10 protein-coding genes are annotated in these 11841 nt (G+C 64.6%); 3 read left to right on the top strand and 7 right to left on the bottom strand.

What is annotated here, in order from left to right; all coding sequences use genetic code 11:
* Nucleotides 1-70: 70 nt before the first annotated feature.
* The 3 genes from QOL68_RS17630 to QOL68_RS17620 all read right to left on the bottom strand — a co-directional run bounded on the left by QOL68_RS17630 (nucleotide 71) and on the right by QOL68_RS17620 (nucleotide 1428).
* Nucleotides 71-388: a DUF736 domain-containing protein gene (locus QOL68_RS17630; protein WP_282950296.1), complete on the bottom strand. Its 318-nt coding sequence runs from the start codon at nucleotides 386-388 to the stop codon at nucleotides 71-73.
* 308 nt (nucleotides 389-696) lie between these two features.
* Nucleotides 697-1137 (bottom strand): hypothetical protein, encoded by a 441-nt coding sequence (locus QOL68_RS17625; RefSeq protein ID WP_282950295.1) that lies wholly within the window; start codon nucleotides 1135-1137, stop codon nucleotides 697-699.
* A 126-nt stretch (nucleotides 1138-1263) separates the two neighbouring features.
* On the bottom strand, nucleotides 1264-1428 hold the full coding sequence (locus QOL68_RS17620; RefSeq protein ID WP_200938066.1) for a hypothetical protein: 165 nt from the start codon (nucleotides 1426-1428) through the stop codon (nucleotides 1264-1266).
* 383 nt (nucleotides 1429-1811) lie between these two features.
* Here QOL68_RS17620 and QOL68_RS17615 point away from each other — a divergent pair, with 383 nt between their 5' ends.
* A complete protein-coding gene (locus QOL68_RS17615; protein ID WP_282950294.1) occupies nucleotides 1812-3269 on the top strand; it encodes a DUF6035 family protein in 1458 nt (485 codons plus the stop codon).
* A 36-nt stretch (nucleotides 3270-3305) separates the two neighbouring features.
* On the opposite strand, the gene QOL68_RS17610 is transcribed toward QOL68_RS17615, so the two are convergent.
* Nucleotides 3306-3509: a DUF736 domain-containing protein gene (locus QOL68_RS17610; protein ID WP_282950293.1), complete on the bottom strand. Its 204-nt coding sequence runs from the start codon at nucleotides 3507-3509 to the stop codon at nucleotides 3306-3308.
* 16 nt (nucleotides 3510-3525) lie between these two features.
* Between QOL68_RS17610 and QOL68_RS17605 the strand changes: the two genes are divergently transcribed.
* Together QOL68_RS17605 and QOL68_RS17600 are read left to right on the top strand one after the other, a co-directional pair.
* Entirely contained in the window at nucleotides 3526-4857 is a 1332-nt protein-coding gene (locus tag QOL68_RS17605) for an AlbA family DNA-binding domain-containing protein (protein WP_283404333.1), read from the top strand.
* 193 nt (nucleotides 4858-5050) lie between these two features.
* The gene (locus QOL68_RS17600) at nucleotides 5051-6133 is read left to right on the top strand and encodes a VRR-NUC domain-containing protein (protein WP_282950291.1); all 1083 of its coding nucleotides are present in this window, start codon (nucleotides 5051-5053) and stop codon (nucleotides 6131-6133) included.
* A 10-nt stretch (nucleotides 6134-6143) separates the two neighbouring features.
* On the opposite strand, the gene QOL68_RS17595 is transcribed toward QOL68_RS17600, so the two are convergent.
* Genes QOL68_RS17595 through QOL68_RS17585 form a run of 3 tightly spaced genes read right to left on the bottom strand, consistent with a single transcriptional unit; the run spans nucleotide 6144 to nucleotide 11834 of the window.
* A complete protein-coding gene (locus QOL68_RS17595) occupies nucleotides 6144-9341 on the bottom strand; it encodes an error-prone DNA polymerase (protein WP_282950290.1) in 3198 nt (1065 codons plus the stop codon).
* Complete coding sequence (locus tag QOL68_RS17590) at nucleotides 9338-11140, bottom strand: DUF6504 family protein (RefSeq protein WP_282950289.1); 1803 nt, start codon at nucleotides 11138-11140, stop codon at nucleotides 9338-9340. The genes QOL68_RS17595 and QOL68_RS17590 overlap by 4 nt, the downstream gene beginning before the upstream one ends.
* On the bottom strand, nucleotides 11046-11834 hold the full coding sequence (locus tag QOL68_RS17585; protein ID WP_282950288.1) for an ImuA family protein: 789 nt from the start codon (nucleotides 11832-11834) through the stop codon (nucleotides 11046-11048). The genes QOL68_RS17590 and QOL68_RS17585 overlap by 95 nt, the downstream gene beginning before the upstream one ends.
* Between the last annotated feature and the right edge of the window lie 7 nt (nucleotides 11835-11841).

The raw sequence follows: 11841 nt of genomic DNA, 5'->3' as shown, positions 1-11841 counted from the left end.
AAACTTGCATGCTAAAGCCCTCAATATGGATGTAACATCGCCCGGCCGGAGCCGGGCGATGGGTGCGGCGTCAATTGTCGGCGCGGCGGGGCTGGCGGCTCCAGACCAGGTCAAATTCGCCTTCTTCGCCGGCGAAGAGCTGCGCGAAGATCGGGGCGACGAAGGTCGGGTCGTCAAGCTTGACCGAGAGATAAGGCCGCTTGTCCTGGCTCGTCTTCGCCCAGGCCGCGCCGACCTCGGCATCCCCGACGAAGACGCGGTGGCTCGGGGCATTTCCGCTGGGATTCTGCTCGGGAGTGATGCGGACCGATTTGGCCTGCACCGAAAGTGTAATGATCTCGCCCTGATATTCACCCGAGACGAGTTTGAAGTTGCCGATCTTGCTCATGACGATGTCCTTTGCTGCATGTCGGGCCGCACCAGCGCGGCCTCGATGCGCATCGACCGCCGGCAAGGGAGCGCGCCGCAGCCGCCAGGCCCGCAGCGAAGCGAAGGACGGCGGGCAACGAGTTTCTTGGTTCGCGAGGAACGGCGGAACGCCGGGGGAAGAAAGTCGCAGGCCCGCGGTTGCGGCCAGCGATCCAGCGTCAGCGTCTTGCCGGCAGATGGCGCAGATCGGAGGCCGGGCTGGTGCGGCGATGCTGCAGGGCTTCGACCTGAGATCGGCCTTTCAGCCGACCTGGTTGATGAAGATTGTCAGGCTCGGGCTGTGCCGAGCGCTCCACCGCGTGGGGAATTTCCCCCGGCTGTCCCGAGTCCCCGCCAAGCTGCAACGGCTGCGGCTAGAGCGCCTGCAAGTCCGAGCGCCTCAAGCGTATATCCTCCGTCGATCGCGAGCCCGGCCAGCCCCTTTGCAGCCTGATAGCCGGCAAAGCCGGCGGGAACGGCAAATACAGCCGCGACGATCGCGCGATAGAAGGGCGGCAGGACAGCGCATAGTGCCCGTCCGGCGACGAGAATTAATGCGCCGACCAGCAATCCTGCTGCGATAGAAGCCGGATAGCCAATGTCGCGGCCGGCGAGATAAATCGAAGTACCGATGCCAGCGTAAAGCGGGAGCGCAACCGCAGCCAGGCGAAATATCAGCATGGCGATGTAGATGGCGGCCGCGGCGCCGAGGATGATCAAAAAGGTCACGAGCGTCCTCCTGTCGGACGCGCTCTCCACCACCACCACAGCGCAATCTGCCGGGCGAGCATAGCAAAATCGCCCCGAGGGTGGAACCGGAAGTGGAACCACCTTGGGGCGAAATCTTCCGCGATATCAGCGATTGAACGGGTCATATTCGCAGACAATGCAGGCCGGGTCGCCATCGAACTCGTCGAGCGGCATAACCGAATATCCAGCCGATGTTTCGATCAGGACGATGATGGTCATCATCGTGCGGGCGAGATTCCAGCCAAGCGATTGGGCGGTGGAAAGCGACATATCGGGGCTCCTGCATCGGGAGCGGGACCATTCCCGCTCGACAGTCGCCCCGCCGGACGGGGACAGGCCGCAGTCACCGCGGCGCAGCCGCGGCCCAAGCTTGCGCAGGGACCCCATCGGGGTTGACTGTAGGAGGCCGGGCCTCGGCCAAGGGATTAGCGGCAATCGAGAGCGGGGGTGGTTCCGCGGAGCAGGACCAGATGCGCCCGGCGGCTTTCCGGTAGCTCTCTCCGCCGATTGATCCACAACGGCCCTTTGTCGGGCTTCGCTTCTTGTTCCCTAGTCGCCAGCGGTGATATCATTGCCATATGTGGGGTAGCGCAGCGATTACCGAAGCACCTCTGGCACCAGCGCGCTCGGTCCCTCGGCCGGCGATCAAGGAGGTGCTCGACCTCGATACGGGCGAGTTCATCGATTCCGCCGATTTCATTACAAGCTTCCTCTACCATGAGCTGGTCAAGGAACGCGGTGTCATCCTAGGCCGAATGCACCGAGACGAAGCCCGGTTCGCTTGCGGCGATTGCATGGTTCCGGTCTATCTCGTCTCGCGGCCGGAAGAGCATATTTTCTTCTTTCGGCACCGGCACGAGGACGGTTCTTGCCCGGCACGAACGCGATCACCGCTTTCGGAGGAGGAGATTTGCGCCCGCAAATATCACGGGCTCCGGGAGAGCGAGCCCCACAAGGCCCTCAAGGCGATGCTCGTCAGGTGTCTGGATGCTGACCCCGCCTTCTCCGGCGTCGCGACCGAGCAACATTGGAAGAGCAGCACTCGTGAGAAGGCCTACCGAAGACCCGATGTGCAGGCCGAAGATTCCAGCGGGAAGATTGCCTTCGAGGTGCAGCTTTCGACGACATTCCTGCGCGTCGTAGTCGGTCGACGGGACTTTTACCGGGAAGAGGGCGCGCTGCTCGTCTGGTTGTTCCGGGGGTTCGACCCGTCCTACCGCCTGATGACGACCGACGACCTTTTGTTTCCGAACAATTCGAACCTGTTCGTGATCGACGAGGAAACCGTGCGACTTTCGCTCGAACGGGAGCGACTTCATTTCCGCTGCCATTTCCGGCGGCCCATTCGGTCCGGAGATGATGTCACCGATCGGTTCGAGAGCGAGATCGTCGCTTTTTCCGAGCTGACCCACGACCGCGAGGGTCAGCGCGCCTATTACTTCGATTATGATGCGGCCGAAGTCGAAATAAGGGCGGCAATCGCGGAGGACCGGGCAGCGGCGGCCGCCGCCGAGGAAGAGCTTCGCCTCGCCGAGATCGCGAGGCGCGACGCCGAGGTTGCTCGGCTCGAAGCCGAGGCCGCGCGGCGGCGCGAGGCGCTCGATGCCGCGGACAGGAAGGATTTCTTCGAATTCTGGGTCGAGCATGGCGGAACGTTTCGGCACACCAACCAAACCCGTCGCGCGTGGAGCGATCTGCGCGGCCGCTTCTTCTGCCGGGATATCTTCCTGCCCGACTATCCCGACAGTTCGGCCGAAGTGCGGGCGATGATCAGCGGGCTTTACAGTGCCCGGGAGGGGAAACCTGTCGGCTGGAATTATGACAAGCTGGTGCAGGTTGCGCACCTTCTGGCGCAGAGCCATCCGCGCCAGATCCTCGCATTCGGTTATGCAATCGAGCTTTATGACCGGGCGGCCCAGATCGAGGAAGAGGATGTTTCGGGGAAGTGGCGCAACCGGAAGTGGGACATCGGTCCCAGGCTGAAGATACGCGACGAGGCTTTATTGCCCGACCCCGAACTCTTTCCTCTGATGCGCTTCCTGTTTCCAGAAGTGTCGGAGCGGGTCGAAGCCTATTACGAGCGCGCCGTTCGCCGAAGCGGGTCACAATAGAAAACGGCCCCGCCGACTGGCGGGGCCGTAGGCCGATCAGCTCGGCGGATTCCAGATCAGCACCTTCTTCGTGGGATCGTCGCCCGGCGCGTTCGCGACGTTGCAGAAGATCTGGCCGAGTTCGGGGGCCGACAGCGACACCGAGATATATTCGGCACCGGCCTGCGAGGTCTTCACCCAGCCGGCGCCGAGTTCGTAGCCATTTTTGCGGCTGATGACGCGGTAGTCGCAATTTCTCATGTCCGGCGAGGGGCAATTGGTCGATTTCAAGCGAACGTCCGACGGGATTTCTGCTGAAGACTTGGTCGCATTCGCTAATGCGCCCGAAGGCGGCACGATATTGGCCGGCGTGGGAGAGCAGAGCGTCGAGGGCGCGCAAGTAGGCGTAATTCTCGGTTGCGATGTGAGCGACGGCGCCGTTCTCCAAATCCTCAACAAGGCGATCAGTTGTCTCCCGCCGGTCTCCGTGGACATCGTCGTTGAGAACCTCGGTGATAAGCCGATCCTGCGCATCGGTGTGCCCTCCAGCTCAACGAGACCGCATTGCACGCCAAAAGGCCTCTACTGTCGGCGAGACGGATCGCGAAATCGGGCGCTTCATCCCGGTGAACTTCTCGAAATATTCCTCGACGTGGAAGCCCGCGTTTTCGCCGAAAGGTTCGAAACTGCCGCTTCGAGCATATCGGAGGAGCTTGAAAGCTTGGAAGATTCACTCTCGGCGACGATCAGGAACATGAGCAACGAGCTCGGGTGGGCGCAGTCCAACCTCGATGACACTTCCAGTACGATCGATACCATTCTTGCCTATGCGAAACGGGTTGATGATGAGACGATCGATATCAGCGACCGCCTGCGTGCGCTGTTCCGACAGGATGAGCGCGACGACCCAGTTCGTGATCGAACGCGCAAGGAGTTGACGCAGGAACTGGTCGATCAGATCAGCGAAGATGCCGATTTGATGAAGGCGATCCTCGCCAATCGGGAACTGAGCTACACGATGCGCGGCAAGACCGCGCGCGAGCTCACCGTCGAGGATGGACAGAAGGCGCTCGCGGAGGCGGCGAAGATTATTCATGATCGGGAAGATCGGAAAAATTACCAAGCCAGGATTGCTGATCCTGGGGATTGTTCGCCACAGACGCTCGACGCGATCACCGCAGCCGTCGCGCGCGGCGAAGATAAGGCTCGGGTGCGCGCTGCATTGGCTGGCGCGTTCCGAATCGCTTTCTCAATCTACAAGGGAAAAGTCGTGGCCGTTGCGGGGCTCGCGAAGCCGCGCGCTGCCGCGCGCGCCGCATTGTTCAAGCGAATGGCGTGCTCGGCTGACCCCGCCGAGTTCAGGATTAGATTGGACTGGCTCTATTTGCATCAGGATCACCGGAACAAGGGTCAACTCACCAAGCTGGTCACCGAACTTCGCAAATTGACCAAGGGCCAGCCGCTCTTTTCATTGGCAAAGCGCGGTGACGCGTTGACGCGCGAGTTGTTGGCACATTTGAAATTCAAGCCGGCCACAAGGCAGGCCGACTCGGCGGAAGGCGAAGAGGTGCCGGAGGCGCTATTCCTGCTCGCTGCCGCGCGAGCTTGAAGACGTGAACGCCTCGCCAGAATGCCGGCATGCTTCAGCTTTCTGCCTGAATCAGCATGAGATTGTACGAAAATATCGCTGCCCAGATTGCGGCGAGGTTATGATGTGCGCTTGTGATGAGCCATTTGGCCAGCGGTTTCTAGCCCACCAGCTCAGCGAAGGATGCGAACTCGAAACGCAGATGCGGATACCCGTGACGATCGGGTTCCAGCCGAATATCTGCAACGGCTGCCGCGGGGTTCCACTCGAGCCGGCGCCAGCGGCGGCGATCCCGGGCAGGACGAGCAAGATCAAGCGGTTCTATTGGCGGGAACTCTTCTTTCGGGAGACGGAGGCTGTCGCGCATTGGGACGCAGAACATCCGGACGCTTCGATCGATGAAGCGAAGGCGGCGCACGAGAATATTGGGCGCGAAGTGCTGGATGAAATCAAGCGGCTGCACGCCAGCGCGCCGCTTTACGATATGAGCGAGCCGTCTCCAGCGGACATTCTCGCTCGATGTCGCGTTCCCATCGACTCCTTCTACCCCGAATATGTCACATCGCCCGAACGGGGTGCTGTCGTGCTAGTTGAGAGCGAAGTAGTTTCGGCGGAGGTGTTCGTCGCGCGGCACTATGAAAGCTTGGGTTGGTCGACAATGGGACTGGAAAGTCGACCTTTCCACGTTTTGTTCGGCGTAATGATGTGGCTCCTGATCCAAGACGGAGCCGACCCTCTTAACCGGATAATATCATTCGGCTCGCGCACAGCCTTTGAGGCCGGTGTGCGAGGAGAAATGATCTGGACTCACCTACCGGAGGATTTCGGCACGGCGGGCTACGGGCGGCGGCGCAAGGACGCTATCGACGAGCACTTCTCCTTCTTTTTCAGACAAGACGGTATCGCCGACAAGGGGGAGTTGCTTTGGCTATTCGATTATTGGCGATCACATAGTGAGCCACTGCGGCAATATCTCTGGGCCCATCGCGACGAAGATTTCGAGCGGGCGCGCGACCTGATTGCGATTTTTCCACCCGACACGATCCTCGCAATTCTGCGCTACTTGGTCGACGATTATTGGGGTCGCTACCTTGGCTGGCCCGACCTCCTGCTGTGGCGCGACGACGAGCAACTTTTGGTCGAAGTAAAATCCTCATCCGATCGACCGAGCGGCGACCAATTGCGTTGGGTCATGGACAATTTTGAGCAATTGTCGCTGCCTTTCCGCATTGCGAAACTTCATCGTCCCTCGCGTCAGCGCAGCCGCACCGGAAGAACTGACACACCGTCGCACTAGATGGGCGACTTCAATGAAAATCATGGCTCCGGATGCGAAGGCCAGGCTCGCGGCTATCCGGGCCGCCCCCGCTCCGCGCCCCGTCCCCGCGTCCCGGCGCAATGGAGAGATCGCTGCGCCCGACGCTGCGCAGCAGCGCATCATGATCGACGATCCGGTCGCAGATGATGTGAATGACCTCGCCTTCCTTCTGGGGCCGACCGCGCATCGCGATCATCGACGCCGACATGATTTGGCGCCGATAGATGTCGAAGCGGTCGGGCCAGAGGATCCCGTTGGCGATGCCGGTCTCATCCTCGATCGTGACGAACAGCACGCCCTTCGCCGAGCCGGGCCGCTGCCGCACGAGGATCACACCTGCAACTTCAACGTTCCGTCCGTCGCGTATCTGGGCGAGGTCGGCGCAGCGGACCACCCCCATGGCATCGAGATCGTTCCGCAGGAACGATAGCGGATGCGCGCGCAGCGAGAGCTGCAGCGTGCGATAATCCTCCACCACTTCGCGCCCCTCGGTCATCGGCCGCAGCGCGGTCGGCGGCTCGAGCCCTTCGGGCGAGAAGGCCGCCTCCCGGGCATCCGCCGCCGCGAACAGCGGAAGCGGCGCCTCCCCCAGCCCCCGAACCTTCCAGAGACCTTGCCGCCGATCCTCGGCAAGGCAGGCGAACCCGTCGGCCTCGGCGATCCGCTCGATCGCGGCGCGCGGCACGCCGGCGCGCCGCCAGACGTCCTCGACGCAATCATAGGGGACATCGCCCCTAGCCCCGACGATCGCGGCACCATGGATGTTCGCGAGGCTGCGCACTTGGCGAAAGCCAAGGCGCACGGCGCGATAGCGCCCTCCCCCTTCTTCCAGCGTGCAGTCCCAATGGCTGTCGTTGATCGAGACAGGCCGCACCTCGACGCCATGCTTCTGCGCATCGCGCACGATCTGCGCGGGCGCATAGAAGCCCATCGGCTGGGCGTTGAGCAGCGCGGCGCAGAAGACGTCGGGATGGTGATGCTTCATCCAGCAGGAGGCGTAGGCGATCTTCGCGAAACTCGCCGCATGGCTCTCGGGAAAGCCATAGCTGCCAAAGCCCTCGATCTGCTTGAAGGTGCGTTCGGCGAAGTCCTTGGGATAGCCGCGCTCGACCATGCCGCCGACGAGCTTGTCATAGAAGTGCGATACGCCGCCCGTCAACTTGAAGGTCGCCATCGCGCGGCGGAGCTGGTCGGCCTCGGCCGGCGTGAAGCCCGCGCCGACGATCGCGACCTTCATCGCTTGCTCCTGGAAGAGCGGCACGCCCAATGTCTTCTCGAGTACCGCACGCAGTTCGGGCTTCGGATATTCGGGTTTCTCCTTGCCTTCGCGGCGCCGAAGATAGGGGTGGACCATATCGCCCTGGATCGGCCCCGGACGCACGATCGCAACCTCGATCACGAGGTCGTAAAAGCATTTGGGCTTGATCCGCGGCAGCATCGACATCTGCGCGCGGCTCTCGATCTGGAAGACGCCGAGCGTATCGGCCTTCTCGATCATGCCATAGACCGCCGGGTCATCGTCCTGCAGGTCGGCCATGCCGACCTCGGCCCCCTTATGCTCGGCGAGCAAGTTGAACGCCCGGTTCATGCAGCCGAGCATGCCGAGCCCAAGCACATCGACCTTCATGAACTTCAGGACATCGATATCGTCCTTGTCCCATTCGATGATCTGGCGGTCCTCCATCCGCGCCGGCTCGATCGGGACGAGATCGTCGAGCCGTTCCTCGGTGAGGACGAAGCCACCGGGATGTTGCGACAGGTGCCGCGGCGTTCCAATGAGTTGCCGGGCGAGATCGAGACATAATCTCAGCCGATGATCGTCGGCGTTCAAATTCAATTCGGCGATCCGCTCCTCGGGAATGCCGTCCATCGACCAGCCCCAGACGAGGCCGGTCAGCATCTTGGTGAGATCGCGCGGCAGACCAAGAGCCTTGCCGACTTCGGCAACGGCGCCGCGGGTCCGGTATCGCGTAACGACGGCGGTTAGCGCGGAGCGATGGCGGCCGTAGGTCTCGTAAATCCACTGGATGATTTCCTCGCGCCGCTCATGCTCGAAGTCGACGTCGATATCGGGCGGCTCCTTGCGTTCGCCCGACACGAAGCGCTCGAAGAGCAGCTCATGCTTGATCGGGTCGATCGAGGTGACGCCGAGCAGGAAGCAGACGCAGCTGTTCGCAGCCGAACCTCGGCCTTGGCACAATATTCCCCGGCGGCGGCTCTCGGCGACGATCGAATTTACCGTCAGAAAATAGGGAGCGTAATCGAGTTCGTCGATCAATCGCAGCTCATGATCGATCTGTTTCCGATAGGCAGGCGGCACGCCGCCCGGAAACATGCGCGAAGCGCCTTCCTCGGTGAGCGCCGCCAGCGCCTCCTGTGCCGTCCGCCCCTCCATCACCTGCTCATAGGGATATTGGTAGCGGATCTCGGCGAGATCGAAGCGGCATTGCGCGGCAATGTCGGCGGTCGCCACGATCGCGTCCGGAAAGAGCGCGAAGCGCCTTTCCATTTCCGCGGGGCTCTTCAGGGCCCGGTCCATGAAGCGCTCGCGCTGAAACCCCAGTGCATCGACCGTGGTCTTCTCGCGGATCGCGGTCAGCACGTCCTGCAGGGGTCGGCGCTCGGGTGCGTGATAGAGGATGTCGCCGCAGGCGACAGCTCGAACGCCGACACCGCGCGCGAGATCGTCGAGCGCGCGCAGCCGCGCATAATCACCGGGCCGCCGGCGCAGAGCGAGCGCAAGGAACGCGCGATGACCGAAGGCCCCGCGCAGTTCTGCGAGATCCAGCCGCGCACGCTCGTCCGCAACGTCGGGCACGAGGATTGCGAAGAGGCCCTCGGCCGAGGCTGCGATATCCGGCCAGTCGAGCCAGCATTGTCCCTTGCCGCCGCGCGCTTTCCCCAGCGACAGGAGCCGCGTCAGCCGCGACCAGGCGGCCCGATCGGTCGGATAGAGCAGGATCGAGCGGCCATCGCGAAGATCGACGCGCGTCCCGGCTATCAGCCGGACGCCGGTCGCCTCCTGCCCCGACAGGCCGCGCACCATGCCCGCGACGCTGCCCCGGTCGCAAAGCCCGAGGGCCGAATGGCCGAGGTGCGCGGCCGCCGCGAACAATTCCTCTGGCGAAGAAGCCCCCCGCAGGAAGGAGAAGTGGCTCGTGGATTGAAGCTCGACATATGTCGTCATCCGAAGATACCGTGCATGTACCAGCTCAAATCCCCGGTCTTGTCCTCGATGGCGTCGCCGCGGCGGAACAGCCAGAACCGCTCGCCGCTCTCCGCCTCGACCCGGAAATAATCGCGCACCGCCCACATCTCGCCGGCGCGGCGCCACCATTCGCCATGGATGCGCTCGGGCCCGTCGCCCGCGACCACCGAATAGGCCCGCCCGCGCCACGCGAAGCGGCGCGGCGGATGATCGGGGAGCAGCGCGACCACCGCCGACAAGCGTTCGGGCCGCGCGAGCATCCGGATGGGGCGCGGCCACGAAGGCCAGCCGGCAGGCTTGGCCAGCGGGCCGGCGCGTCCGACCGCGCGTTCGGGAACATCGCTCTCAATGGCGCGCAAGCGAAAGAGTGCGTCTGCCCCGGCCCGGCCTGCGAGCTGATCGACAAGCGGCGCGAGGTCGGGCGCCCGCGGCTCGCCGCCGAGCGCAGCGCCCAACGCCACCGGCGCGAGGTGTTCGACCGCTGGCGCCGCGAGCGTCATCGCCTCGATCCCCAGCCCGGGCTCGATACGGTCGATCCGCAGCCGGAACAGGCGCAAGAGATGCGAAGCATCGCGCGTCGCCCGCGCCGTCCCGATCCCGATGATCTGCCGCGCCGCATCGACGCGCTCGCAGGTCAGCAGCGCGGATCGGAGCCCGAGGCCCTTGCGTTCGAGCGTGCCGACGAGATCGGCGAGCAGATCGGCGATGACCTGCTCGATCGCCTCGGCGGTCCCGATCGGCTCGAGAAGCTGCCGTTCGGCACGCGGCACCTCGAATGGCACCACGGGCACGATCGGTTCCGGCAAAAACCCGCGCGCCTGATCGAGCCGCTCGACCGCGCCGCGGCCGAGCCGCCGGGCCAGCGGCCCGCGCGGCATGGGATAAAGATCGGCCACCCGCTCGATCCCGAACCGCGCCGCGGCGGCGAGCGCCTCCGGCGCCAGCCGGAGCGCCGCCAGCGGCAGAGGCGCCAGCGCCTCCCCCTCACTCCCTTCCGGCAGAATCAGAGCCGCGCTTCCGCCGAAGCGCGCGAGCGCATGCGCGGCGCCGGGGGTTCCGGCGATCGCGACATGCGCAGTGAAGCCGAGGCGCTTGAGGAACGCCAGAAGTCGCCGCGCGAACCCTTCTTCGCCACCGAACAAATGGCTCGCGCCGGTCAGGTCGAGCCAGAGGCCGTCGACGCCCGAAACGGCAGCGGTCGGCGTCCAGCAGCGCGCGGCGTGAAGCGCAAGCCGGTCGAGCCATTCCGCGTCGGCAGCGGGTTCGGCATCGAGCACGTCGAGATCGGCGACAAGCGCGCGTGCATGCGCCGCGGCCATCCCGACCGCGAGGCCGAGGTCCTGCGCTTGACGACAGGCGGCGGTCACGACCTCGCGCTGCCCGGTGCGCGCGACGACGATCGTCGGCCGCGGCCCCCATAACAACGGCATAGGCGCCGGAATCCCTGCGGGTGGCGCGTCGTCGGATCGCAATGTCCGGAAGACCGGTTCCGCCGCTTCACTGCGCCGTCCTAGCTCGCGCATCGTCGGCCGCTGGTGCGCCGGGAGCGTGTCGACCGATGCCGCCGTCCCCTTATCCTGTGCCCAACGCGCGCCAGGACGCCAGCCGCCACCCTTCGGCACCGAGCAGGCGCCGGGGTTGTCGTCGACGGGCTCGGGGAAGCGCGGGCCGGCCCGCGCCGGTTCAGGCGGCGCGTTCGATCGCGGCGGATGCCGCCCTGCCATCCGCAACCGCTCGATCGCGAGCTGCGGAAGGAAGAGCGAGGCGACCCTTGTCATCGCACGCCTCCAGTTCGAGGGAGAAAGGCGGTCCGCCGCGCTGGCGGACGAGCTCGACGCCCCATCGCCCGCGCCCGACACCGGGCGTCGCGAGGCGCGCCGACGGCAGCACAGATATGCGCCAGCGGGTCATCGCGAGCGATGGATCGGCGAGCGGGCATTGGCCGTAGCGACGATAGCGCCGGTAGAGCAGCATCGGCGTCTTGCCTTCGGAGGCCGCGAGCTGCAGCCGCCGCGTCGCGGTCTGGTCGGCGGCCTTCACCTCGCCGACGACGCAGGCGAGCGCACCGTCGCGCAAGGCATCCTCGCACATCATGAGGAGATCGCGGTCGTCCTTGCCCCGCGCATAGAGGATCGAATCCGGCCCGAGTCCCGCCTGTTCAAGCGCGGGCGCGTAGAGATCGAAGCGGGTCAGCGCCCAGAGGACCGAGACATCGGGCGCCGCCGCGAAGCGCGCGGCGATCCCGGCCACAAACAGCGTTGCGGCGGCATCATCGCTCCAGCTTGCCGAAGCGCCGGCGATCTCATGGAGGCCCGCGCCGTCGAGACCGCCGCCGGCAAGGCCATGATCGAGCGCCCCGATTCCGAACGGCAGCACCGGCCCGCGCGCGGCCGCAACGCGCGCGACCGCCTCGCGAAGCGCGGCAAGCTCATCGGCACTCGGCCGGAGCGAAGAAATGGGCGTTGCGCTCATGATGATA

Source organism: Sphingopyxis sp. Geo25 (assembly GCF_949769135.1).
GTDB lineage: Bacteria > Pseudomonadota > Alphaproteobacteria > Sphingomonadales > Sphingomonadaceae > Sphingopyxis.
The sequence above is the reverse complement of the archived record's forward strand: the minus strand, read 5'-3'. Positions and strand labels throughout refer to the sequence as shown.